The following is a 22,458-nucleotide window of genomic DNA, read 5'->3' as shown; positions in this document are numbered from 1 at the left end:
ACTCGCCAGTTGGTCAGTCTCCGTACTCGTAGAACCCCCGCCCCGTCTTCTTGCCGAGGTCACCAGCCTCGACTTTGCGCTTGAGCAGGTAGGGTGGCTGGTAGCGGTCGCCAAGTTCCGCGTGCAGCGTCTCCATCGCGTCGAGACAGATATCGAGACCGATGTGGTCGGCGAGTTCGAGCGGTCCCATCGGGACGTTCGTGCCGAGTGTCATGCCGCGGTCGATGTCGGGTTTCTCGGCGACGCCCTCGTCGTAGGCGCGGATGCCCTCGGCCAGCCACGGCATCAGAATCCGGTTCGTGACGAACCCGGGCTTGTCGTCGGACTCCCACGTGGACTTGCCCAGCGACTCGGCGAAGTCGTGGGCGAGGGACGCCACGGCAGGGTCGGTCTTCTCGCCGACGACCACCTCGACGCCCTCCATCAGCGGGACGGGGTTCATGAAGTGGAGGCCGACCACGAGTTCGGGGCAGTCCGTCGCGCTGGCAATGGACGTAATCGAGAGCGTGCTGGTGTTCGTCGCCAGTACCACGTCCTCGGCCACGGTGTCGTCCAAGTCGGCGAATACGGACTGTTTGACGTCCATGTCCTCGACGATGGCCTCGACCACGAGGTCGGCGTCGGCGAGGTCCGCGAGGTCTGTCGTGCCGGTGACCCGCTCACGGGCGTCGTCGGCCTCCGCTTCCGAGAGGTCGCCCCGCGTCACGAACCGGTCCAGACTCTCGTGGATGCCCGACAGCCCCGACTCCACGAGTTCGTCCTCCACGTCGCGTAGCACCACGTCGTAGCCGTCGAGTGCCGCGACCTGTGCGATGCCGTGTCCCATCGTGCCCGCGCCGACGATGCCGACGGTGTCGATGTCATCGAGTTCGCGCATAGGACCATCCACGACGCCACAGGGTGTAAGGGTGGCGTCGAGCGTTCCAACAGGATTATTAGCGAACGTGGGGCATCAACGCGTGTATGATTCCTATCGACGACAGCCCCCTGACCCGGGACGGGAAGGTACTCATCCTCGCCTACGACCACGGCCTCGAACACGGGCCGGTGGACTTCGAGGACGTGCCGGAGAGCGCGGACCCAGCACGGGTCTTCGACGTAGCGACCCACGACGCCGTCACCTCCCTCGCGGTCCAGAAGGGCGTCGCCGAGGCCTACTACCCATCCTACGAGGACGACGTGGACTTGCTCGCCAAGTTGAACGGAACCTCGAACCTCTGGCGCGGCGAACCGGACTCGGCCGTCAACTGGTCGGTCGACTACGCCCACGAGGTCGGTGCCGATTCCATCGGCTTCACCGTCTACGGCGGGTCGAACAACGAAATCGAGATGGTCGAGGAGTGGCGTGACGCCCAAGAGACGGCCCGCGAGTACGACATGGCCACGGTCATGTGGTCCTACCCGCGGGGGCAGGGCCTCCGTAACGCCAAGACGCCCGAGACCATCGCCTACTCCGCGCGCCTCGGCCTCGAACTCGGTGCGGACGTGGCGAAGGTCAAGTACCCCGGGAGTCAGGACGCGATGGAAGAGACCGTCCGCATGGCCGGCAAGACGAAAGTCGTCATGAGCGGTGGGTCGAAACGCTCCGACGAGGAGTTCCTCTCGAACGTCAAGTCCGTCATCGACGCGGGCGGCGCGGGCCTCGCCGTCGGGCGTAACGTGTTCCAGCGGGAGAACCCCGAGCGCATCCTCGACGCCTTGGAGCAGGTCATCTTCGAGGAAACGTCCGTCGAGGAAGCACTCGACGTGGCCGACGCGGCCGCACCCGAAGCCGAGTGAGATGGACGCCATCGAGCGCGTCTTCGAGACGGTCGCCGAGACGGCCCCCGACATCCGCGCGAGTCTCCCCGGACGGCGCGAGTACGAGACGGCCGAGAACCCGACCGGCGACCAGATGCTCGCCGCCGACCGCTACGCCGACGAACTGCTGGAGGAGCGACTCCTCGCTATCGAGGGCGTCGCCAGTTACGCGAGCGAGGAGCGCGAGGGCGTCGTCGAGGGAGAAGGCGGGGACCTGCACGTGGCCTGTGACCCCCTCGACGGGTCCTCGAACCTGAAGTCCAACAACGTCATGGGGACCATCGTCGCGGTGTACGACGACCCCCTCCCCGCCTCGGGGCGAGCACTGCGGGCCGCCGGGTACGTCCTCTACGGCCCCATCACGTCGATGGTCACGGCACGGGACGGGACAGTCGCCGAGGCAGTCGTCGAGGACGGCGAGCGCACCGTCGTCGACGACGACCTGACGCTGCCCGCCGACCCAGTCGTCTACGGCTTCGGCGGCCGCGTTCCCGACTGGCCGGACGAGTTCGCGGCGTACGCCGCGGAGATAGAGGACGAACTGAAACTGCGGTACGGCGGCGCGATGATAGGCGACGTGAGCCAAGTGCTGGAGTACGGCGGCATCTTCGCCTACCCCGCACTCGACTCCGCCACGAACGGGAAACTCCGCCTCCAGTTCGAGGGGAACCCCATCGGCTACATCGTCGAGTCCGCGGGTGGTCGCTCCTCGGACGGACACCAGTCGTTGCTGGACGTGACACCCGAGCGACTCCACCAGCGCGTCCCGGTCCACGTCGGGAACACCGAACTCGTCGACCGGTTGGAGCGGGCCCTCGGGGAGTGACTGGCGGCGAGTCGGCCGCCGTCCGGGGAAAACGGTTTCACGACGGTGGCCGCAGACCGGGGTATGAACGTCCGCATCCCCGAGGGGGCAAGCGAGGAGGAAATCGCGGCGATTGCGGAGGCACTCGCCCGACACGTCGAGGACACCGTCGAACTCTACGTCGGCGATGCCACCGAACCGACCATCACGCACGAGAGTTCGGCGAGTCCCGACGCCACGGACGCCGAGGATACGCTCGGCCCGACGGAACGCGAAGAGCGACTCCGCGAGGAGATTGCGGACATCGAGCGTGGCGGCCCCGAGAAGTACCGCGACCGTCTCGAAGAGCAGGGGAAACTGTTCGTCCGCGACCGCCTCAACCTGTGGTTCGGTGACGACGGCGATACCTCGGGGCTGCTCTTCGAGGACGGCAAGTTCGCCAACTTCGACAGCGAGGACCGCCTACCCGCCGACGGGCTGTTGACCGGTGCCGCGGAGTTCGAGGGCCGGGATGTCCACTTCATGGCCAACGACTTCTCGGTGAAAGCGGGGTCGATGGCCGAGAAAGGCGTCGAGAAGTTCCTGCGGATGCAACAGCGCGCGCTGAAAACCGGGAAACCGGTGTTCTACCTGATGGACTCCTCCGGCGGCCGCATCGACCAGCAGACGGGCTTTTTCGCCAACCGGGAGGGCGTCGGGAAGTACTACTACAACCACTCGCGGCTCTCGGGCCGCGTGCCCCAGATTTGTGTCCTCTACGGCCCCTGTATCGCCGGGGCGGCGTACACCCCGGTGTTCTCCGATTTCACCGTGATGGTCCGGGACATGAGTGCGATGGCCATCGCCTCCCCGCGGATGGTGGAGATGGTGACCGGCGAGGAAATCGACCTCCAAGCGTTGGGCGGCCCGGAGGTCCACACCCGCCACTCCGGCAGTGCTGACCTCGTGGCCGAGGACGAGGAACACGCCCGCGAACTGGTCGCACAACTGGTCTCGTACCTCCCGAACAACAGCGACGAGGACCCACCACAGACGGCGGGCAAAGCACCCGCGAAGTCGCCCGACGGCATCGACGCCGTCGTCCCGGCGGACCCGAACAAGGGCTACGACATGGAGCGGGTGATAGAGCGGGTGGTCGACGCCGGGTCGTTCTTCGAGTTGCGCCCCGAGTACGGGGCCGAGATTCTGACCGGGTTCGCCCGCGTCGACGGCCGCCCCGTCGGCGTCGTCGCCAACCAACCCGCCCACCGCGCGGGAGCCATCTTCCCCGACGCCGCCGAGAAGGCCGCCGAGTTCGTCTGGACCTGCGACGCCTACAACGTCCCACTCCTCTATCTCTGTGACACGCCCGGGTTCATGGCCGGGTCACAGGTCGAGAAGGAGGGGATTCTCGAACAGGGGAAGAAGATGATTTACGCCACCTCCGCGGCCACGGTCCCGAAGCAGTGCGTCGTGGTTCGGAAGGCGTACGGCGCGGGCATCTACGCGATGTCCGGCCCAGCCTACGACCCCGAGTCCACGCTCGCCCTCCCGTCCGGCGAAATCGCCATCATGGGTCCCGAGGCGGCAATCAACGCGGTCTACGCCAACCGACTCGCCGACATCGAGGACGAGGAGGAACGCGCCGAACGCGAGCGCGAACTCCGCGAGCAGTTCCGCGAGGACATTGACGTGCGCCGGATGGCGAGCGATGTCGTCATCGACGAGGTGATTCCGCCGAGCGACCTACGGACGGAGCTGGAAGCCCGCTTCGCGTTCTACGAATCCGTCGAGAAGGACGTTCCCGATAAGAAACACGGCACCGTCCTGTAGCGGTCACAGCGTCGGCGACGACACTCTCAGTCGTCGGCCGTGGCCGTCTGCCGGTCGGCCGCCGCGACGACTGCCGCGGGGAGTTCGTCGGGGGTGACGGCCGGACGAAACTCCTCCCACCCGACAGTTCCTTCGAGGGCAGTACCGTCGGGTGTGACGGCGACGGCGGGTACCGTCACGTCGGCGGCGAGTTCGAACGCCGGGTTCGACGGTCCCGATGGGCCTACCGCGAGAACGGCCACGTCGGCCCCGTCGAGGAGTGCCGTCACGCGCTCGCGAGCCGCGTCCGGTACCGCCGCGAACGGCGGGGCGGTCACCGCGTCGATGCCGTGTGCCTCGGCCGTCTCGACGGCCACGTCGCCCTCCGGGAACGGGCCGCCGGTGACGGTCGCACCCGCGTCGACCAACCGGCAGATGGCACGCGTCGCGACGGGGCCGCCGCCGAGGACGTGGACGCGGAGGTCGCTGTCGCGCCGGTACCACAATGCCGTCACCGAGGGGGTCCCCGTCGCGGCGTCGGTCGTAACGGCGGTGTCGGTCCCGAAGGCGTCACCCAGATGCGTCGACTGCAGCACCTCGGCCGGTGGGCCGCTCGCCCGGACCTCGCCGTCCGCCAGCAGGACGAGACGGTCACAGTACCGTGCGGCCAAGTCGAGGTCGTGAATCGCCGCGAACGCCGTCTTCCCCTCGGCCACGAGGTCCGAGACGAGTTCCAGCGTCCTGACACGGTGGTTGATGTCGAGACTGGCGGTCGGCTCGTCCAACAGGAGCGCGGGCGTGTCCTGCACCAACGCGCGGGCGAGCAACACCCGCCGACGCTCCCCGCCGCTGACCGCGCTGACGGACCGGTCTGACAGTTCGGCCGTGTCGGTGCGAGCGAGCGCGCGCTCGACGCGTTGGCGTTCCTCGCTCGGGTTCGCGCGGCCGAAGCGCGACTGGTAGGGGGTCCGTCCCATCGCGACCACGTCGGCGACGCTGAAGTCGAACGCCATGGTCGGGTTCTGTGGGACCGTCGCCACGAGTCGGCTCACCTCGCGGGAACTGCAGGTCGTCACGTCACGGCCCGCGACGGTCACGGCCCCGGCGTCCGGGTCGAGGAGACCGTTGACCGTCTGGAGGAGTGTCGTCTTGCCCGCGCCGTTCGGCCCGACGAGCGCGACGAACTCGCCGTCCGCGACGGAGAGGGACACGTCGGTCAGCACCTGCGCGTCGCCCCTGCTGACGGCGAGGTTCTCGACGGTTATCACAGCGCGTACACCTCCCGTGTGCGCAAGAGGTAGAGGAAGAAGGGCGCGCCGACGGCGGCGGTGACGATGCCGACGGGCACCTCTGCGGGGCCGGCGCGTGCAAGCGTGTCGGCCGCGACGAGGAAACTCGCGCCGGCGAGCGCGCTCGTCGGCAGGAGGACGCGGTGGTCCGGGCCGACGACGAGTCGCATCCCGTGGGGGACGATGAGGCCGACGAAGCCGATGACGCCGGTGACGGCGACGGCGGCGGCGGTGAGGAGACTCGACAGCGCGAGCAACACGCGCTTGGTCCGCTCCACTTCGATGCCGAGCGTGTGGGCGTCCGCCTCGCCGAGCATCAGGACGTTCAAATCGCGCGTGTACGCCGCGAGGACGGCGAACGCGAGGAGTGCGAGCGGGAGCGTCACCTCCAACTCCGCCCACGAGGCGTTGTGGAGGTGACCCATGAGCCAGTACACCGCCTGCCGGAGGCTCTCGCCGGCGTGGAGGAGCATGTACGAGACTGCCGCACCGAGGAGCGTCTGAATCGCGACGCCCGCGAGCAGGAGGGTGGCCACCGGCGTGTGTCGCCCCTCCGAGGCGATGAGGTAGACACCGAACGCCGCCAGCAACGCGCCGACGAACGCCGCAGTCTGGAGGCCGAACGGGAGCGCGAGGGGGAACGCGATGGTGGCGACGGCACCGACCGCCGCGCCGGAGGAGACGCCGACGATAGAGGGGTCGGCCATCGGGTTGCGGAAGAAACCCTGCATCACGGTCCCGGCCGACGCCAGCGCGAACCCGACGACGGCGGCGAGCAGAATGCGGGGGAGTCGCACCTGCCGGACGATGGTCTCGGCTCCGCCCTCGACGGCGAAGGCGAACGGGTAGGCGTACGTCACGTCTGGGACGGGGACAGGCAGCGAGAGTGGGCCGAGGGACGCCGTCCCGGTGACCACGCCGAGGCCGACGGGGACGCCGACGGCGTTGAGCGTCGCCTTCGCGACGACGAGCGTATCGAGCGCGACGGGGCCGACCGTCGCGCTGGCGAGGACGACGCCCACGAGCACCGCCGCGAGTACCGCCGAGAACGTGGCCGCTCTGGTCCCCGTGTGCATCGTCTACAAGCCAACTTTCGGTAGGCAAATATTTGTTGGGTAACGACGGAACGTTAGGGAATGCGACTGAACGCAGTGCTTCTCACGGTGGTGGTGGTAGCCAGCGGGTTCGCGGCTGGCGGGTCCGGGGTCGCCGCGGCACCCGACGGCGCGACGCTCGCACAGTCCGACTGTACGTTCCCCGTCTCCGTCACGGACACGACGGGGACCGAGGTGACCGTCGAGGAACGGCCCGAGCGGGTGGTCGTGCTTCAACCGAGCGACGCACAGGCCGCGTGGGCCGTCGGGGCCGAGGACCGCGTGGTCGGGATGCAACAGACGCAGTACACGGCGTATCTCGACGGGCGTGAGGGCATCACCGATGTCGTCAACGACGACCTGAGTGTGAACGTCGAACAGGTCGTCGGGCTGAACCCTGACATCGTCCTCGCGGCGAACACGACGAGCGTCGAGACGGTGCGACAGCTCCGCACCGCCGGGATTACCGTCTACCACTTCGGTCTCGTCACCTCGCTGGACGAAATCGAAACCAACCTCGAGACGACGGGCGCGCTCCTCGGAGCCTGCGATGGAGCACGCGAGGCGAGCACAGAGTTCCGCCTCGGCGTCGAACGCGCCGAGCGCGCGGCCGAACTCGCGGAGAACAACCCACGCGTCCTGTACTACTTCTTCGGGACGACGACGGGCACGGGCACGCACATCCACGACGTACTCACGACGGCTGGCGGGACCAACGTCGCCGCCGAGGCTGGAATCGAGGGGTACCGCCAACTCAGCGAGGAAGTCGTGGTCGACAGCGACCCCGAGTGGATAGCCTACCCCGGCGACGCGACGATTCCACGGACCGCGGCCTACAACGGGACGACGGCCCTCCAGCGGAGCCAGACCATCGAGTTGCAGTCCAACTACATCAGCCAGCCCGGACCACGCGTCACGCAACCGCTGACGCGACTGGCCAAAGAGTGGCACCCCGACGCACTCGACAGGGCGAACGAGAGCATCACCCGCGAGGACGTGCGGACGGCGACGGAAACAGTCGCGGACACCGAGACGCCTGAAGCGACGACGGCGGAGACGGATGCGGCCGAGACGACTGCGGCCAGCGGGCCGGGACTGGGCGCCGGTGTGGCGACGGCCGCCATCGCGCTCGCGGCCGTCCTCGGACTGGCCCGCCGGCGGTAGTCGGCCCCGTGGGAGTCCCGGCACCGGCGCGACCAGCAAAGCACTTGTGTCGGGGCGGGCGAGGTGACGTATGGTCGAGAACGTCATGTGGCCCGCGTTTTTCGACGCGGACCTGACCCGCGCGGAGGGGCGGCGGGTCCCGTTGGAGTTGGCTGTCCCCGACCCGACGGTCGAGGAGATAGCCCAAGCCGTCCAGCAGGTCGGGTACGACGCCGTGGTCGAACGCGACAAACAGTACCCTAGAGAGTGGGAGGAACGGGGCCGCGTCCTCGTGAAGGACGCGGACGACGCGACGAAGTCGGACCTCGTGCAGGCCGTCGGCGCGTACCTCGGAGCCATCCGCGAATGAGACGCGTGGGCGAGGTCGTCCGAACGGCACAGGGGCTGGCCGTCCTTCGCACGCTGGAGGACGACCACCCGGAGTTCGGGACAGATGTCGTCGACGAGAACTTGGACGACGTGGGGCGCGTCGTGGACGTGTTCGGGCCGGTCGACCGCCCGTACGTGGCTGTCTCGCCCGCCGAGGGCGTTCGGCCGGCCACGCTCCTCGGGGACGCACTGTACGCGCGGTGAGTGACCGACGGCGCGCGCGTCGCTGACGTTCGCAATCCTGAAACCGGAGCCACGACAGGGGTCGGTATGGAACAGCGCACGCGGGCGGTCCTCGCAAGCGGGTTCATCGGCGTCGTCTTCCTGCTCGTGCAGGTGGGTGCCCTCGCGCTCGTCACCCCGTTCGACACGGCCGGATATCAGGCCGTCGAGGACCCGCAAGACCCGACGAACAGTCTCCTCTACATCGGTGCGATTCTGGTCGTCACCGCCCTGATGCTCGCCGTCATCAAACTCGACCTCGAACGACTCATCCGCGCGTTCGTGGTGTTCGCCAGTGGCTACCTCTCGTGGTACGTGTTCAGCGTCGTCCTACCGCCGGTGGTGGCACCGTACGGCGTCAACCTTCTCGCGCTCGGTGCGGCGGGCGCGCTCGCCGTCGCGCTGTACGTCTACCCCGAGTGGTACGTCATCGACGCTGCGGGCGTGGTCATGGGTGCGGGCGCGGCCGGCCTCTTCGGCATCAGCTTCGGCCTCCTCCCGGCCATCCTCCTTTTGATCGCGCTGGCCGTCTACGACGCCATCAGCGTCTACGGCACCGAACACATGCTCGAACTGGCCGACGGCGTGATGGACCTCAAGATGCCTATCATCCTCGTGATTCCGCTCACGCTCTCGTACTCGTTTCTGGACGCGGAGACGCCCGACCCGACTGGGGAAGTCGAGGGCGGGCCAGCAGACGAGGAGGTCGCAGCCGACGGCGACAGCGCGCCAGACGACGAGGACAGTGACGGCATCGAGGCCGACCCACTCGACCGCGAGGCGATGTTCATCGGGTTGGGCGACGCGGTGATTCCCTCGGTGTTGGTCGCCAGCGCGGCCTTCTTCGCGCCCGCAAACGTCCCGACAGTCACGCTCCCGGGGCTCTCGGTTCCGGTCCCCGCGCTCGGTGCGATGGTCGGGACGATGGTCGGTCTCGCCCTCCTGCTTCGGATGGTGCTACAGGGGCGGGCACACGCGGGACTGCCGCTGTTGAACGGCGGAGCAATCGCGGGGTATCTCGTGTCCGCACTCGCCACCGGGGTTCCAATCGTCGACGCCCTCGGGGTGGCGCAGTACCTATGAGTCCGGCTTGCCCATCATCGCCTCGCTCGCCGGAGAGAACGCGATAGTCTCGCCCAGTCCGCGCTCTTTGGCACGTTCGTAGAGCATGTGCCCGGCGGCCACCGTCTCGATTGCGGTTCCGCCGCTGTCGAACAGGGTAATCTCGTCGGGGCTCTCACGGCCCGGTTCGACGCCCGCGAGTATCTCCCCGAGTTCGGCGTGAACGTGGTCCTCGTCGATGGCCCCCTCCTCGAGGGCCACGATGAACGCCCCGGCGTCGGTTCGCGTTCGCGCGCGGAGGTCGGGGACGTACTTGGCCTTCTGCATCGCCGTGCTGTCGATTTCGCGCACGTCGGTGGAGTACTGCCCCATCGCGGTGACGTGGGTTCCGGTCTCTAAGAGGTCCCCGTCGAAGACGGGTTCCGGGGCGCGCGTGGCGGTGATGACGATGTCGGCCCCCTCGACGGCGGCGGCACTGGAGGCGACGGCGGCGACGGTGGCGTCGAGTTGTTCGTTCATCTCCGCGGCGAAGTCCTCGCGGTGTTCTTTCGTCGTGGAGTACACGTCGACGCGTTCGAGGTCACGGACGGTCGCTGTGGCGAGTAACTGGCCGCGTGCCTGCGCGCTGGACCCGATGAGTGCGACCGAGGAGGCGTCGGCACGCGCAAGTGCGTCGACGCCGACGGCACCGGTGGCCCCGGTCTTGTAGGGGTTCATGCTCGCACCGTCGAGGAGAGCGAGGGGTTCGCCGCTCTCGCTGTCGTACAGCGGGAGCATGAAGTGTGCGTCCTTGGTTCCGAAGCCCGCGCCGTAGGTGTACGTCCCCATCACACCCGTGTCGGGAAGGATGGCGAGGTACGCGGTGAAGAACCCCGGCGGGTGTTCGTTCGGGAGTTTCGTCCGGGGTTCGGCGGGCGCGCCCTCGCCGCGTTGGCGGTAGCCCTCACGGACGGCGTCCACGTACTCGTCCATGGTGGCGAGGTCGGCGAGTTCGTCGCTTCGCAGGAACAGCGCTTCGACATCATCGTCTGACATAGCCCTTCGTTCGGGCGAGGTCGTCTTAGATGTGTGGGACGGAATCAGTCGGCAGAAACGGGGGTGTCACGGGACGCGTTTGCGGTCGAGGTGTCCGTTCGTGTTGATGCGTCGACCGGACCGTTGACGAACAAGGCGTGTCCGACGAGTGCGACGCCGACTGTGGACGCCGCCGCGACGGCGAACGTCAGCGTGAACCCGGCGACGACGAAGGCCGCAGAGATGGTGATGAGTGAGACTGGAATGAGACCGAGCACGATGTCGTAGTAGCCCGTCATAGCGTACTCTAACAGAGGATAGTTCCTAATATAAGTGTTTCCCATAGGCACTGCATTATATCCACTGTAGGCACTGGCTATTTACTGTGAAGTTTCGGAATGACATGTCTATAACTTACGGATTGGTTTTGCCGGCAGTTTCGGCCCGAGCCCCGTCGTTCCGAGCGTGCGAAGTCTGACGAGGTTCGGTGACGGTGGCGTGGCTCAGGCGGAGGTCGTCGGTATGCCGGAAGCGGAGACGGGCCGGGCCGTCTCCAGTATCAATTTATGAAATAATCGACTAGAGAGCTTTGCATAAATTAGTTTCTGTTATTCGGGATGATAACAGCATGGACGGAATTATTTACGTCGGGGAACTTCTCTCGAGTGGAGGCAGCCCAACGGCGGTATAGCCGCCATGGTACCGATGAGCAGCCACGATACCAACCACGACGACGGCACGGGTGAGGACCGGACGGACCGGTACGCGGAACTCGTCATCGGAACCGACGAGTACGTCATCTACGACCGGGAGAACCACCACGCGTGGCTCCAGTCGGATATCGCCGTGTCCGTCGCCGAGCGGCGGTGAGCCAGTCGGTCTCCCCCCAGAGACGGGTGCCTCCACTCACTGCACCTGCACCTGCACTGACACCTTGCCCCGGGCCAACCGGGGCGTATTGAGTCCCCTCCGAGCGAACGCAACCGACGCGTTGAAGCCGCTGAGCCGTGAAGCGCGAGCGTGAACGACAACGACCGCTCTATCGTGGGCCTCGTCGCCGTCGCGCACGCGATGGTTCACACCTACGAGTTGTCTATCCCGATACTGGTCCCCATCTGGCTCGACACGTTCACCGCAATCGATCTCGGCCTCACGCAGTTCCCCGTCAACGCCGCGACCATCGGCGCGCTGGTCACCGTCGGCTACGGCCTGTTCGGACTCGGCGCGCTCCCCTCCGGCATCCTCGTGGACCGCATCGACGCGCGTATCCTCATCACCGGCTGTCTCGCCGGGATGAGCCTGTCGTTCCTCCTGCTGGCCGTCGCCCCCTCGCCCGTGCTGGTCGGCGTCGCACTCGCTATCTGGGGCGTCGCGGCCAGCGTCTATCACCCCTCGGGGCTCTCGCTCATCTCCCGGGGCGTCGAACAGCGTGGCAGTGCCTTCGCGTATCACGGGATGGCCGGCAACATCGGCATCGCCGTCGGTCCGCTGGTGACCATCCTCCTGCTCCTCGTGCTGGACTGGCGGGCCGTCGTCGCCGTGCTGACCGTCCCGGCGGCACTCGCGGCCGTCTACGCCATCCGCGTCGACATCGACGAGCGTGCGGCAGTGACGGCCACCGACGGCGGCAGTGAGGACGGGCGCGCCGGAACCGGCGTCAGTTCGTTCGCTGAGTTCCGTTCGGCCTCGGTCACGCTGTTCGCGGGTGCCTTCGCCGCCGTCTTCCTCGTCACGCTCTGTTCCGGACTGTTCTACCGCGGGACGCTGACGTTCCTCCCCGAACTCCTCCAGAACGTGCCCGCGCTCGCGCCCGTCGAACTCGCCGGTCGGACGTACCAGCCCGGCGATTACCTCTACGTCGGCCTGCTGATGGTCGGCGTCGGCGGGCAGTACACCGCCGGACGGCTGACGGACCGGGGTCGCCCGGAAATCGGCATCGCGGCCGGATTCACCGCGCTGGCCGTCGTCGCCGTCCTCTTTCTCCCGGCGGCGGCACTCGGCCTCGGTGCCCTGCTGGTGGTCTCCGCACTGCTCGGCTTCTTCCTCTTTCTCATCCAGCCGTTCTATCAGGCGGCCGTGGCCGAGTACACCCCGGCCGGGACGCGCGGCCTCTCGTACGGGTTCACGTATCTCGGCACCTTCGGCATCGGCGCGCTCGGTGCCGTCGTCGCCGGAGCGATGTTGACGTACTTCTCGCCGGAACAGCTGTTTCTGGTCCTCGGCGGCGTCGCGCTCTGTGGTGCTGGGCTGGGCGCGTTCCTCGTTACGCGCGCCCCGTCGACCGGAACCGGGGCATAACCGCGACGAGGACCAACCGCCAGGCAACGAGGAAGAGACCACCTACGGCGGCCGCGACGAGCGCGAACGTCAGCGCGGCGTCGCCGTGAAAGTACGCCGTCGACCGGAGCAACTGCCCGACGGCGTCCGCCACGAGCCACGCCCCGAGGACTGTGACGGCCTTCCGACGCGGCGACTCGTGCAGTCCACGGGCATATACGCCCGCCAACCCGGCCGCGAGGAGCCACCCGACGAGGAACGGGACGTACGTATCGGCGACGATACCGGGGTTCGCCAGCGGGTCGATACTGTGACTCATCTCGCCGATGATTACGAACGCGGCGATTGCCACGAGGTCACCGAGCAGCAACCCCGCCGTCGACACCGAGAGGTCCACGCGTCCGCGAACGCGGTCGGCCACGGTACTCATGCGGGGCCGTTCGGACCGGGCGGACTTGTGTCCCCCGACTCGGCGGGCTTGACGCCCGCGACGAGGTACTCGAAGCCACGGCGAGGAATAGACGCTCGGAGTCCGGCGGCCCGGACCCGAGCAGCGAGGTCTGCCGGTGTGTAAAACTGTGAGTCGAAGCCGACGAGATGCTCCCCAGCGACGAGTGCGCGCCCCGGGAGCGTCGTCGGGTCGAACTCCAGTACCGCGAGGACGCCGCCCGGCTCGAGGATGCGTGCCGCCTCCTCGATGACGGCCGCCCGGTCGTGCATGTGGTGAAGCGCGTCGAGTATCAACACCGCGTCGACCGACTCGTCTCGAACCGGGAGGTGCCGTCCGTCCCCGCGAACCGCGGCCACACCACGGTCGGCCGCCCGGCGGACCATACCGGGTGCCGGGTCGACGACGAGCGACGACGCGATATCGAGGCCGCGGACGCCCTGTCCGGACCCGCCGCCCACGTCGAGGACGCGGGTCACGTCCCGCTCGGCGAGTTCGAGCGCGGGTGCGACCGTAGCGGCGTCGGTCGCTGGCTTGAACCGGTCGTAGACGGTCGCGAAGCGGTCGAACAACCGGACATCGCCGGGAGAGCGGTCGTGTGCCACGGCGGAGGAAGGGGACACGCAGTCGTAAGTGTGTCCCACAGGGTACAAGCCGCAGGCACCGCTGGCTTCGGTATGGAGTTCGCGGTACGCGGGTGGCCGCCGGACGGCCCGACGCTCCGTCTCGACCACGAGCGGTTCAGCTACGCCGGGAAGTTCGTGATGTCGAACACCGGGAAGGCCGTGGTGCTGGACGACGGCGAGGTGGTGGCCGCCGTCTCGTTCAACGAGGACCGGACCGACGCCGACACCCTGTGGCTCCGGTACATCACGGTGCGGGCCGACCGGCGCGGCGAGGGAATCGGCCCGCGACTCGCGCGCTTCGCCACCGCGCGTGCCCACGAGCGGGGGTACGACCGCGTGACGATTGCGGTCAACAACGTCTTCGCCTACGAAGCCCTCTCCCGCGCCGGGTTCGGGTTCACCGGCGAGGAGACCGGCATCGCGGAACTCGTGCTCGAACACCCGAGCGACCGGTCGCCCGAGACGTACCGACGCGGGTTCGAGGCGTTCCGTGACCGCGAGTTGAGCGCGGACGAGCGGGCGTTTCTGGTCCGGAAGTCGGACGCTAGTCCGCCGCCGGTCGTGCCGGTGCCGGAGTGACGGCGGAACCTGTCGGGGGTTTCAAGCCCGGGCCACACTAACGAGACTGCGATGGGAAACGCAGATTTACGCGACCTCGCGGCCATCGAGGACGTGGCTTACGACGATCTTGAGGGGTCGGTCGTCGCGGTGGACGCCCACAACTGGCTGTACCGCTACCTGACGACGACGGTGAAGTTCACGCGGGACTCGGCGTACACCACCGCCGACGGCGAGGAGGTGGCGAACCTCATCGGCGTCGTACAGGGCCTCCCGAAGTTCCTCGAACACGACGTGACGCCCGTGTTCGTCTTCGACGGCGGCGTCACCGACCTGAAGGAAGCCGAAGTCGAGAAACGCCGCGAACAGCGCGAGCAATACGAGAAGGAACTCGAAGCCGCCCGCGAGGAAGGGGACGCGGCGAGGGTGGCGACGCTGGACTCGCGCACCCAGCGGCTGACCGACACCATCATCGAGACGACGCGGGGCCTGCTCGAACGGTTGGACGTGCCGGTGGTCGACGCGCCCGCCGAGGGCGAGGCCCAAGCCGCCCGGATGGCCCGTTCCGGGGTGGTGGACTACGCGGGCACCGAGGACTACGACGCCCTGCTGTTCGGGTCGCCCCTGACGCTCCGAGGCCTCACGGCCAGCGGCGACCCCGAGTGCATGGACCTCGACGCAACGCTCGCGGACCACGGGCTGACGTGGGAGCAACTTGTCGACGTGGGCATCCTCTGTGGCACCGACTTCAACGAGGGCGTCACCGGCATCGGCCCGAAGACGGCAGTGAAGGCAATCACGGAACACGGCGACATCTGGGGCGTATTCGAGGCCCGCGGCGTCGCCGTCGAGAATGCCGACCGGGTGCGTGACCTCTTTTTGAACCCGCCGGTGAACGAGGACGTGACGTTCGACACCGACATCGACCCGGACTTGTCGGCGGCCCGCGAGTACGTCGTCGGGGAGTGGGGCGTCGCGGGCGACGAGGTCGAACGGGGGTTCGAACGCATCGAGGACGCCACCGTGCAGGCGGGTCTCGACCGATGGACGTGAGAGGGCATCGACAATTATTCACCCGTCGCGCGCGAGGATAGAGCCATGAACGCCCTCCATCCTCGCGTTCGCCTCCGCTGGGGACTCGTCGGCCTCCTCGTCGCCCTCGTCCTCGGCGGTATCGTCACCGCCGTCGACCGGTTTCTGCTGACGATATCGCCGTTCCTCGGCGTGGGCGTCGCCGCCGTCGTCCTCCCCGTCGTCGTCGTGTACGTCCTCCTGCTGTACCGCAGTTGGGGGTACGAACTGGAACCCGACGCGCTCGCGCTGGAGCGTGGCGTCGTGACGAAAGTCGACACGGCCGTCCCCTACGTCCGAATCCAGCACGTCGACACGCGGCGTGGCCCGCTCGACCGCCTGCTGGGACTCGGACAGGTCGTCGTCTACACCGCCGGGTCACGGGGCGCGGACGTGACCGTGCCGGGCCTGACGCCCGACCAAGCCCGCGACCTCCGCAATCGACTCCGTGACCTCGCCATCGAGAGCGAACCGGAGGACGCGGTATGAGACTGCACCCGCTGAGTGCCCTCGTGCGCGGCATCCAGCGGGGGCTCGTGGTCGGGAGCGTCGCCTTCTTCCTGACCAGCATGTCGAACTTCCTCGTCCCCGACAGCACCGACACCGTCGGCCTGATTTTCGTCCTCGCTCCCCTCGGCTTCCTCCTCGGCGCGGGGTATCAGGTCGCCTACTACTACCGGTTCGAGTACGACCTCACGCCGGACACGCTCGACATCGCGGCCGGCGTCGTCGGCCGGAAGGAGCGCGAGATTCCCTACCGCCGTGTCCAGAACGTGGACATCACCGAGAGCATCTTCCACCGAATCGTGGGCGTCGCCGTGGTCCGCGTCGAGACGGCCGGCGGGTCCGAGACGGAGGCGACGCTGAACTTCGTCGCGGCCGACGAAGCCCGCCGGGTGCAGTCGGAAATCCGTGACCGGCGGGCCGCCGCACAGGGCGAGACGCGCGCGGCCGACGAACCGGACACGGCGGCCGCGACACCCGAGACGGACGCGGACGCACCCCGACGCGACACCACACCCACGGAAATCTTCGAACTCGACGAGAGCGAACTCGTCGTCCTCTCGCTGGCCTCGTTCCGGCGGGCCACCCTCTTTCTCGTGGCAGTCGGGTTCCCGCTGGTCCAAGACCGACTGTTCGGCTTCGCGGCGTCGGTAACCGGTATCGGCACCGACGTCGAGTCCATCACGGGAACGCCGGACTTGCTCTTGCTCACGGGCTTGGTCGCCGTCGCAATCGGTGCGGTCGGGACGTGGGCACTCAGCGCGGCCGTCACGTTCAGCGAGTACTACGGCTTCCGACTCGGGCGGCAAGGCGAGGACTTGGTGTACGAGCGGGGCCTGCTCCAGCGGTACAGCGGGTCGATTCCGACGGACAAGGTGCAGACGCTCACGATAAAGGAAAACCTCGTGATGCGCGCGCTGGGCTACGCGGGGTTGGCCGTCGAGACGGCGGGGTACAGCCCCGGGCAAAACAGCGGGCAGGGCGGTTCACAGTCGGCGGTGCCGCTGACGCGCCGTGCCCGGGCACTCGAACTGGCCCGGGACATCGAACCGTTCGATACCCTCTCGTTCACTCGGCCACCGAAAATCGCGCGGCGACGCTACGCGGTCCGCTACCTGCTCGCCGTCCTCGCCATCGCAGGCGTCTTCGCGGCGGCGCGGTCGTTCGTCGGGAACTTCTCGCTGTGGTTCACGCCGCTGCTCCTCGTCCCCGTGGTGCCCGTCGCGGCACACTACAAGTGGAAACATCGCGGCTATCACGTCGGTGAGGACTACTTCGTCGTGCGCGACGGGTTCTGGCGACAGACCACGCGCGTCGTCCCGTACTACCGGTTGCAGACGGCTATCCGGTCGCGGACGGTGTTCCAGCGACGGCTCGGCCTCGCACACCTCACCGCCGATACCGCCACGTCCTCGACGTTCGGCCAGCGGGACGCGACCGCCTACGACATCGACGCCGAGGACGCCCAGCGGTCCTTCGAGACCATCCGGGAGCGACTGCAGGCACATCTCGGCGCCGAACCCGTCGGGCAGTCCGAGTGAGAGGGGCGTATCACATCGTTTAGGAGGGTCCCGAACGACGGGGGGAGTGAACATGACTGACGAGGATTACCGTACGGAGCGGGACAGTCTCGGCGAGATGCAGGTGCCCGCGGACGCCTACTGGGGTGCCCAAACCCAGCGCGCCGTGGAGAACTTCCCTATCTCGGGCATCACGTTCGGGCGGCGGTTCGTCCGGGCACTCGGCGTCGTCAAGAAGGGGGCCGCACAGGCGAACCGCGAACTGGGGCTGATTCCCGAGGACAAGGCCGAGTGTATCGTCGAGGCGGCCGAGGAAGTCATCGCGGGCGACCACGACGACCAGTTCCCCGTCGACGTGTTCCAGACAGGGAGCGGCACGTCCTCGAACATGAACGCGAACGAGGTCATCGCCAACCGCGCGACGGAACTCTACGGCGGTGACATCGGGTCCCGCGAGATTCACCCCAACGACCACGTCAACTACGGACAGTCCAGCAACGACGTGATTCCCACCGCGATGCACGTCGCGTCGATGGAGGCCGTCGAGAAGGACCTCCTCCCCGCGCTGACGACGCTCCGCGACGAGTTGGCGGCGAAGGAAGAGGAGTTCGCCGACGTGGTCAAGACGGGCCGGACGCACCTCCAAGACGCCACGCCCGTCACGCTGGGGCAGGAGTTCGGCGGCTACCGCGCTCAGGTCGAGAAGGGCATCGACCGCGCCAAGAACACCCGCGACCACCTCAGCGAACTCGCGCTCGGCGGCACGGCGACCGGAACGGGACTGAACACCCACCCCGACTTCCCCGAACTCGCCGCCGAGTACATCAGCGAGGAGACGGAATTGGCCTTCGGCGAAGCCGAGAACCACTTCGAGGCACAGGCCGCCCACGACGCGATGGGCGAGGCCCACGGCCAACTGCGGACCATCGCGGGCTCGCTCAACAAAATCGCCAACGACCTGCGACTGCTCGCCTCCGGGCCGCGGAACGGCCTCGGTGAACTCGACCAGCCCGAGAACCAGCCCGGGAGTTCCATCATGCCCGGCAAAATCAACCCCGTCGTCGCGGAGGCCGTCAATCAGGTCCACAAGCAAGTCGTCGGCAACGATGCCGCCGTCGCCGCGGGTGCGGCCGAGGGCCAAATCGACCTGAACCTCTACAAGCCGGTCCTCGCGCACAACTTCTTGCAGTCGGCGGAGTTGCTGACCAACGCCAGCGAGACGTTCGCGGAGAAGTTCGTCCACAAACTCGAAGCCGACGAGGAACACTGCGAGGAACGCGTCCAGCAGAGCATGGCACTCGCCACCGCGCTGAACCCCGCCATCGGCTACGACAAGGCCAGCAAAGTCGCCAAGAAGGCCATGGCCGAGGAGAAGACCATCCGGGAAGTCGTGCTCGAAGAGGGGTATCTGGACGAGGACGAGGTCGACGAGGTACTCGACCCCCGGAAGATGACCGAGCGCGTCATCTTGGGCGACGAGTGACCCGGACGGTCGTAGAACCGAACTGCGGTCGTCGGCCAGTATGGGACGAGTGACCGACGGCTCGGAATTCTCCGATTCCCGGTGAGGCTATCGGCTCCGGTACCGCCGGTCGAACGCGGTTGCCGGACGCGTTCGAATCGGAAGTCGATTCGAATCGGCCATTGAATATCGGGTACTCCCGAGTAGGGGTATGGCCACAGACCACGCCAGTCAAGCCGACACCGGGACCGAACAGACGGGTTCGGAGGCGTACATCTCACCCGTGGCTGACTTCACTATCCTGTTCGTTGCCCTGACCGTCGTCGCTCTGATAGGCGTCGCCATTATTATGCCCTGACCGGCAAGTACCCGGTATGGGTTCTCAGAGTGTGCTCGCGGTGCTTGCGAACCATCAGCGGGCACTGTGGGCGGCAGCGGTCCTCTTCTACGGCCTCGGCGACACCGTGACGACGTTCTGGGGCCTCTCGGTCGGGACCGTGTCGGAGGGAGGGGTCGTCGCGGGGCCGCTGATAGAGGTACACGGCCAGTACGCCTTGCTGGCGGTCAAGGCGGCCGTCTTCGCCGGGTTCTACGCCGCGTGGCGGCTCCTGCGTGGACCGGGCCGCACCGCAGTCCCCGCGGCACTGGCCACTGTCGGTGCGACTGTCTCAATCTGGAACCTGTACGTAGTCTACACGAGCTAACCGCAGTGGCCAGCACCGGCGTGGTTCGTCGACTACTGGGGTAGTTTCTCCGTGAGTTTGTCCATCGTCGCCGCGAGTTGGGTCCCCTTCTGGATGTCGCCGTCCATCTCGAATTCCTGTTGCATGAACCCCTGAACGGGGTCTTTCCCGCCGGTGATGAGACTGGCGAGGGTGTTCGCCGGACCGTTGATGGTGATGTCCGGGTCGTCGAGCAGTTCGGCACCGCCGTCTGCGGTGCCTTCGTCGGCATCGAGCTGGAGGTGCCCCTCCATCGGCGCGTTCGAGGCCTCGAAGTTGACGCCCAAGTCCTCGGTGATGGAGTCTTGCACGTCGGGGCTGAACCGGACGAGCAGGTTCATCCCCGTCCAGAGTACGTCCATGAACCGGTCGACGGTGTCGGGATAGTCATCGGCGAAGGCGGCGATGTCCATCTCGTCCATCCGCTGGACGATGCGGGCGAACACCCGCGGGTTCTCCATGGCGACGACCTCGACTTGGCCTTCGATGTCGTCCAGTAGCGCGGGGAGTTCGTCCGCCAGTTCTTCGGGTGGGAGTTCGAGTGCCGATTCGACGCGTTCGATGAGGTCGTCGTCAGTCATGCGACTGTGATACCGTATCACATATATTCGACCTGTTCCCCAGTATAGAAGGCCGTTTATTTTAGGGTAGGTATATGATGGTCGCTATACCGGGCCGGTCTGCCGGGCGCGCCGACCGGGCGGAAGGGTGTGTTTTTTGCACTCCGCCCTCCCACGGACGGGTAATGACTGACGCGGACACCCTCGACTACGAGGAACTGGGGCTGGTCGCCGGCTTGGAGATACACCAGCAACTCGACACGGCGACGAAACTGTTCTGTGAGTGCCCGACCGTGCTTCGGGAACCCGAGGAGTCGGCGCGGAGTTTCACGCGCTATCTCCACCCCACCGCTTCCGAACTGGGCGAGATAGACGAGGCCGCGCTGGAGGAGAGCCGCGTCGACCGCGAGTTCGAGTACCTCGCCTACGACACCACCTGTCTGGTCGAGGAGGACGACGAACCGCCGGCCCGCGTCGACGGGGAGGCGACGACGACGGCACTCGAAATCGCCCAACTGCTGGACATGGACGTGGTCGACCAGATACACGTCATGCGGAAGATAGTGGTCGACGGCTCGAACACGACGGGGTTCCAGCGGTCGATGCTCGTCGCCACCGACGGCGAGATAGAGACCGAGGACGGCCCCGTCAGCATCGAGGACATGCAGTTAGAGGAGGAGTCCGCCCAACGCGTCGAAGAGACGGACGCGGGCGTGCGCTACAGCCTCGACCGACTCGGGATTCCGCTGGTCGAAATTGGGACGGGACCGGACATCACCACCCCAGCACAGGCCCGCGAGGCCGCCGAGCGCATCGGAATGCTACTGCGGTCGACCGGAAAGGTCAAGCGCGGTCTCGGGACGATTCGGCAGGACGTGAACGTCTCAATCGCCGACGGCGCGCGCATCGAACTGAAGGGCGTCCAGAGCCTCGACGACATCGACGACATCGTCCACAACGAGGCGCGCCGGCAGGTCGAACTGCTCGACATCGCCGCGGAACTGGACGAACGTGGGGCGGCAGTCGGTGACCCGCGGGACGTGACACACGTGTTCGAGGGAACGGATTCGGGGGTCATCGGCGGCGCGCTCTCCTCCGGGGGCGTCGTTCAGGCCGTCCCCCTCTACGGGTTCGACGGCCTCGTCGGCCGGGAGATTCAACCCGACCGCCGCCTCGGGACGGAGTTCTCGGACCACGCCAAGCGGCACGGTGCGGGCGGCATCTTCCACACCGACGAACTCCCGGCCTACGGTGTCACCGAAGCCGAAGTCACGGACCTCCGGGAGGCCGTCGGGGCGGGTCCCGAGGACGCCGTCGCCATCGTCGCCGACGACCCCGACACCGCCGAGATGGCCATCGACGCCGTCGCGGAGCGGGCGGAGACGGCGATTGCGGGCGTCCCCGAGGAGACCCGCGACGCCAACGAGGACGCCACCTCGCGGTACCTCCGTCCCCTGCCGGGTGCGGCGCGGATGTACCCCGAGACGGACGTGCCGCCCGTCGAACCCGACGTTGCCGAGGTGGAGACACCGGAACTGCTCACGGAGAAGGTCGACCGCTACAGCGAAGCGTTCGACCTCGGCGAGGGATTGGCGGAACAGGTCGCCTACGGCCAGCGGTGGCACCTGTTCGAGGACGCCGTCGCGACGGGCGTCGACGCCAACCTCGCGGCCCGAACCGTCGAGTCCGACGTGACGGAACTGCGCCGGGACGACGTGCCCGTCGAGAACCTCACCGACGACCACTTCCGCGGCGTCTTCGAGTTGGTGGCCGCGGGTGACCTCGCGAAGGAGGGGGTCCCGGAGTTGCTGACCGCACTGGCGGAGTCGCCGGAGTTGACGGCCGCAGAGGCCGCCGACCGCGAGGACCTCGGGAGCGCGGGTGAGGACGCCGTCCGCGAGGCAGTCGTGGCTGTCATCGAGCGCAACGCCGACCAAGTCGAGACCGAGGGCATGGGCGCGTTCTCGGGGCTGATGGGCGAGTGCATGGGCGAACTCCGCGGCAAGGCGGACGGCGACGTGGTGAGTGAAGTGTTGCGCGAGGAGATACAGGCACGAGCGAACTGACGGTCCCGCCGACCGCGCGCCCGAATTGAAGCAA

25 protein-coding genes are annotated in these 22,458 nt (G+C 67.5%); 17 read left to right on the top strand and 8 right to left on the bottom strand.

Going from position 1 to position 22,458, the window contains the following annotated elements; all coding sequences use genetic code 11:
* Positions 1-13: 13 nt before the first annotated feature.
* On the bottom strand, positions 14-877 hold the full coding sequence (locus MUG95_RS14735) for a 3-hydroxyacyl-CoA dehydrogenase family protein (protein WP_247008979.1): 864 nt from the start codon (positions 875-877) through the stop codon (positions 14-16).
* Between the two features lie 86 nt (positions 878-963).
* On the opposite strand from MUG95_RS14735, the gene MUG95_RS14730 reads away from it, so the two are divergent.
* From MUG95_RS14730 to MUG95_RS14720, 3 genes are all read left to right on the top strand, one after another.
* The gene (locus MUG95_RS14730; protein ID WP_247008978.1) at positions 964-1,779 is read left to right on the top strand and encodes a class I fructose-bisphosphate aldolase; all 816 of its coding nucleotides are present in this window, start codon (positions 964-966) and stop codon (positions 1,777-1,779) included.
* 1 nt (position 1,780) lies between these two features.
* Complete coding sequence (locus MUG95_RS14725; RefSeq protein ID WP_247008977.1) at positions 1,781-2,626, top strand: class 1 fructose-bisphosphatase; 846 nt, start codon at positions 1,781-1,783, stop codon at positions 2,624-2,626.
* 63 nt (positions 2,627-2,689) lie between these two features.
* On the top strand, positions 2,690-4,417 hold the full coding sequence (locus tag MUG95_RS14720; RefSeq protein ID WP_247008976.1) for an acyl-CoA carboxylase subunit beta: 1,728 nt from the start codon (positions 2,690-2,692) through the stop codon (positions 4,415-4,417).
* A gap of 26 nt (positions 4,418-4,443) precedes the next feature.
* On the opposite strand, the gene MUG95_RS14715 is transcribed toward MUG95_RS14720, so the two are convergent.
* Both MUG95_RS14715 and btuC read right to left on the bottom strand, forming a co-directional pair.
* A complete protein-coding gene (locus MUG95_RS14715; RefSeq protein WP_247008975.1) occupies positions 4,444-5,664 on the bottom strand; it encodes an ATP-binding cassette domain-containing protein in 1,221 nt (406 codons plus the stop codon).
* The gene (btuC, locus tag MUG95_RS14710; RefSeq protein WP_247008974.1) at positions 5,661-6,761 is read right to left on the bottom strand and encodes a vitamin B12 ABC transporter permease BtuC; all 1,101 of its coding nucleotides are present in this window, start codon (positions 6,759-6,761) and stop codon (positions 5,661-5,663) included. The genes MUG95_RS14715 and btuC overlap by 4 nt, the downstream gene beginning before the upstream one ends.
* A gap of 60 nt (positions 6,762-6,821) precedes the next feature.
* Between btuC and MUG95_RS14705 the strand changes: the two genes are divergently transcribed.
* From MUG95_RS14705 to MUG95_RS14690, 4 genes are all read left to right on the top strand, one after another.
* Complete coding sequence (locus tag MUG95_RS14705; RefSeq protein WP_247008973.1) at positions 6,822-7,943, top strand: PGF-CTERM-anchored ABC transporter substrate-binding protein; 1,122 nt, start codon at positions 6,822-6,824, stop codon at positions 7,941-7,943.
* 70 nt (positions 7,944-8,013) lie between these two features.
* The gene (gene srp19 / locus MUG95_RS14700) at positions 8,014-8,292 is read left to right on the top strand and encodes a signal recognition particle subunit SRP19 (RefSeq protein WP_247008972.1); all 279 of its coding nucleotides are present in this window, start codon (positions 8,014-8,016) and stop codon (positions 8,290-8,292) included.
* The gene (locus MUG95_RS14695; RefSeq protein ID WP_247008971.1) at positions 8,289-8,516 is read left to right on the top strand and encodes an H/ACA ribonucleoprotein complex subunit GAR1; all 228 of its coding nucleotides are present in this window, start codon (positions 8,289-8,291) and stop codon (positions 8,514-8,516) included. The genes srp19 and MUG95_RS14695 overlap by 4 nt, the downstream gene beginning before the upstream one ends.
* 66 nt (positions 8,517-8,582) lie before the next feature.
* Positions 8,583-9,617 carry a presenilin family intramembrane aspartyl protease PSH gene (locus MUG95_RS14690; protein WP_247008970.1) on the top strand — a complete coding sequence of 345 codons (1,035 nt, stop codon included), beginning with the start codon at positions 8,583-8,585 and terminating at the stop codon, positions 9,615-9,617.
* On the opposite strand, the gene MUG95_RS14685 is transcribed toward MUG95_RS14690, so the two are convergent.
* Both MUG95_RS14685 and MUG95_RS14680 read right to left on the bottom strand, forming a co-directional pair.
* Positions 9,612-10,631, bottom strand: coding sequence for an ornithine cyclodeaminase family protein (locus tag MUG95_RS14685; protein WP_247008969.1), 1,020 nt, complete (start codon positions 10,629-10,631; stop codon positions 9,612-9,614). The genes MUG95_RS14690 and MUG95_RS14685 overlap by 6 nt on opposite strands.
* A 44-nt stretch (positions 10,632-10,675) precedes the next feature.
* Positions 10,676-10,909 carry a DUF8015 family protein gene (locus MUG95_RS14680; protein ID WP_247008968.1) on the bottom strand — a complete coding sequence of 78 codons (234 nt, stop codon included), beginning with the start codon at positions 10,907-10,909 and terminating at the stop codon, positions 10,676-10,678.
* Positions 10,910-11,315: 406 nt separating this feature from the next.
* On the opposite strand from MUG95_RS14680, the gene MUG95_RS14675 reads away from it, so the two are divergent.
* Positions 11,316-11,480: a DUF7331 family protein gene (locus tag MUG95_RS14675; RefSeq protein ID WP_247008967.1), complete on the top strand. Its 165-nt coding sequence runs from the start codon at positions 11,316-11,318 to the stop codon at positions 11,478-11,480.
* 150 nt (positions 11,481-11,630) lie between these two features.
* Entirely contained in the window at positions 11,631-12,908 is a 1,278-nt protein-coding gene (locus tag MUG95_RS14670; protein WP_247008966.1) for an MFS transporter, read from the top strand.
* Here MUG95_RS14670 and MUG95_RS14665 read toward each other — a convergent pair.
* Entirely contained in the window at positions 12,874-13,317 is a 444-nt protein-coding gene (locus MUG95_RS14665) for a DUF3054 domain-containing protein (RefSeq protein ID WP_247008965.1), read from the bottom strand. The genes MUG95_RS14670 and MUG95_RS14665 overlap by 35 nt on opposite strands.
* Positions 13,314-13,940, bottom strand: a complete 627-nt coding sequence (locus tag MUG95_RS14660) for a class I SAM-dependent methyltransferase (RefSeq protein WP_247008964.1) — start codon at positions 13,938-13,940, stop codon at positions 13,314-13,316. Before MUG95_RS14660 ends, MUG95_RS14665 begins: the two co-directional genes overlap by 4 nt.
* 72 nt (positions 13,941-14,012) lie before the next feature.
* Here MUG95_RS14660 and MUG95_RS14655 point away from each other — a divergent pair, with 72 nt between their 5' ends.
* From MUG95_RS14655 to MUG95_RS14625, 7 genes are all read left to right on the top strand, one after another.
* Complete coding sequence (locus tag MUG95_RS14655) at positions 14,013-14,540, top strand: GNAT family N-acetyltransferase (protein WP_247008963.1); 528 nt, start codon at positions 14,013-14,015, stop codon at positions 14,538-14,540.
* 51 nt (positions 14,541-14,591) lie between these two features.
* A complete protein-coding gene (gene fen, locus MUG95_RS14650) occupies positions 14,592-15,572 on the top strand; it encodes a flap endonuclease-1 (RefSeq protein ID WP_247008962.1) in 981 nt (326 codons plus the stop codon).
* Between the two features lie 45 nt (positions 15,573-15,617).
* Positions 15,618-16,079 carry a PH domain-containing protein gene (locus MUG95_RS14645; protein WP_247008961.1) on the top strand — a complete coding sequence of 154 codons (462 nt, stop codon included), beginning with the start codon at positions 15,618-15,620 and terminating at the stop codon, positions 16,077-16,079.
* Positions 16,076-17,635, top strand: a complete 1,560-nt coding sequence (locus MUG95_RS14640; RefSeq protein ID WP_247008960.1) for a PH domain-containing protein — start codon at positions 16,076-16,078, stop codon at positions 17,633-17,635. Before MUG95_RS14645 ends, MUG95_RS14640 begins: the two co-directional genes overlap by 4 nt.
* 52 nt (positions 17,636-17,687) lie before the next feature.
* A complete protein-coding gene (locus tag MUG95_RS14635) occupies positions 17,688-19,097 on the top strand; it encodes a class II fumarate hydratase (protein WP_247008959.1) in 1,410 nt (469 codons plus the stop codon).
* 190 nt (positions 19,098-19,287) lie between these two features.
* On the top strand, positions 19,288-19,434 hold the full coding sequence (locus MUG95_RS14630) for a hypothetical protein (RefSeq protein WP_247008958.1): 147 nt from the start codon (positions 19,288-19,290) through the stop codon (positions 19,432-19,434).
* Positions 19,435-19,450: 16 nt separating this feature from the next.
* On the top strand, positions 19,451-19,780 hold the full coding sequence (locus MUG95_RS14625) for a DUF5658 family protein (protein ID WP_247008957.1): 330 nt from the start codon (positions 19,451-19,453) through the stop codon (positions 19,778-19,780).
* A 32-nt stretch (positions 19,781-19,812) separates the two neighbouring features.
* On the opposite strand, the gene MUG95_RS14620 is transcribed toward MUG95_RS14625, so the two are convergent.
* On the bottom strand, positions 19,813-20,379 hold the full coding sequence (locus MUG95_RS14620; RefSeq protein ID WP_247008956.1) for an SCP2 sterol-binding domain-containing protein: 567 nt from the start codon (positions 20,377-20,379) through the stop codon (positions 19,813-19,815).
* 164 nt (positions 20,380-20,543) lie between these two features.
* Between MUG95_RS14620 and gatE the strand changes: the two genes are divergently transcribed.
* Positions 20,544-22,424 (top strand): Glu-tRNA(Gln) amidotransferase subunit GatE, encoded by a 1,881-nt coding sequence (gene gatE, locus MUG95_RS14615; RefSeq protein ID WP_247008955.1) that lies wholly within the window; start codon positions 20,544-20,546, stop codon positions 22,422-22,424.
* The last annotated feature ends 34 nt before the right edge of the window (positions 22,425-22,458 follow it).

This window comes from Halorientalis litorea (genome assembly GCF_023028225.1).
GTDB classification, from domain to species: domain Archaea; phylum Halobacteriota; class Halobacteria; order Halobacteriales; family Haloarculaceae; genus Halorientalis; species Halorientalis litorea.
Note: the sequence above shows the minus strand (reverse complement) of the source record. Positions and strands in the feature narration are given on the sequence as shown.

Excerpts from the sequence above, each read along its gene's own strand:
- MUG95_RS14685 (WP_247008969.1), bottom strand. The coding sequence starts at position 10,631 with ATGTCAGACGATGATGTCGAAGCGCTGTTCCTGCGAAGCGACGAACTC.
- MUG95_RS14730 (WP_247008978.1), top strand. The coding sequence starts at position 964 with ATGATTCCTATCGACGACAGCCCCCTGACCCGGGACGGGAAGGTACTC.
- gatE (WP_247008955.1), top strand. The coding sequence starts at position 20,544 with ATGACTGACGCGGACACCCTCGACTACGAGGAACTGGGGCTGGTCGCC.
- srp19 (WP_247008972.1), top strand. The coding sequence starts at position 8,014 with ATGGTCGAGAACGTCATGTGGCCCGCGTTTTTCGACGCGGACCTGACC.
- MUG95_RS14735 (WP_247008979.1), bottom strand. The coding sequence starts at position 877 with ATGCGCGAACTCGATGACATCGACACCGTCGGCATCGTCGGCGCGGGC.
- MUG95_RS14680 (WP_247008968.1), bottom strand. The coding sequence starts at position 10,909 with ATGACGGGCTACTACGACATCGTGCTCGGTCTCATTCCAGTCTCACTC.
- MUG95_RS14695 (WP_247008971.1), top strand. The coding sequence starts at position 8,289 with ATGAGACGCGTGGGCGAGGTCGTCCGAACGGCACAGGGGCTGGCCGTC.
- MUG95_RS14725 (WP_247008977.1), top strand. The coding sequence starts at position 1,781 with ATGGACGCCATCGAGCGCGTCTTCGAGACGGTCGCCGAGACGGCCCCC.
- MUG95_RS14630 (WP_247008958.1), top strand. The coding sequence starts at position 19,288 with ATGGCCACAGACCACGCCAGTCAAGCCGACACCGGGACCGAACAGACG.
- MUG95_RS14635 (WP_247008959.1), top strand. The coding sequence starts at position 17,688 with ATGACTGACGAGGATTACCGTACGGAGCGGGACAGTCTCGGCGAGATG.
- MUG95_RS14645 (WP_247008961.1), top strand. The coding sequence starts at position 15,618 with ATGAACGCCCTCCATCCTCGCGTTCGCCTCCGCTGGGGACTCGTCGGC.
- MUG95_RS14665 (WP_247008965.1), bottom strand. The coding sequence starts at position 13,317 with ATGAGTACCGTGGCCGACCGCGTTCGCGGACGCGTGGACCTCTCGGTG.
- btuC (WP_247008974.1), bottom strand. The coding sequence starts at position 6,761 with ATGCACACGGGGACCAGAGCGGCCACGTTCTCGGCGGTACTCGCGGCG.
- MUG95_RS14720 (WP_247008976.1), top strand. The coding sequence starts at position 2,690 with ATGAACGTCCGCATCCCCGAGGGGGCAAGCGAGGAGGAAATCGCGGCG.
- MUG95_RS14675 (WP_247008967.1), top strand. The coding sequence starts at position 11,316 with ATGAGCAGCCACGATACCAACCACGACGACGGCACGGGTGAGGACCGG.
- MUG95_RS14655 (WP_247008963.1), top strand. The coding sequence starts at position 14,013 with ATGGAGTTCGCGGTACGCGGGTGGCCGCCGGACGGCCCGACGCTCCGT.
- MUG95_RS14705 (WP_247008973.1), top strand. The coding sequence starts at position 6,822 with ATGCGACTGAACGCAGTGCTTCTCACGGTGGTGGTGGTAGCCAGCGGG.
- fen (WP_247008962.1), top strand. The coding sequence starts at position 14,592 with ATGGGAAACGCAGATTTACGCGACCTCGCGGCCATCGAGGACGTGGCT.
- MUG95_RS14620 (WP_247008956.1), bottom strand. The coding sequence starts at position 20,379 with ATGACTGACGACGACCTCATCGAACGCGTCGAATCGGCACTCGAACTC.
- MUG95_RS14690 (WP_247008970.1), top strand. The coding sequence starts at position 8,583 with ATGGAACAGCGCACGCGGGCGGTCCTCGCAAGCGGGTTCATCGGCGTC.
- MUG95_RS14625 (WP_247008957.1), top strand. The coding sequence starts at position 19,451 with ATGGGTTCTCAGAGTGTGCTCGCGGTGCTTGCGAACCATCAGCGGGCA.
- MUG95_RS14640 (WP_247008960.1), top strand. The coding sequence starts at position 16,076 with ATGAGACTGCACCCGCTGAGTGCCCTCGTGCGCGGCATCCAGCGGGGG.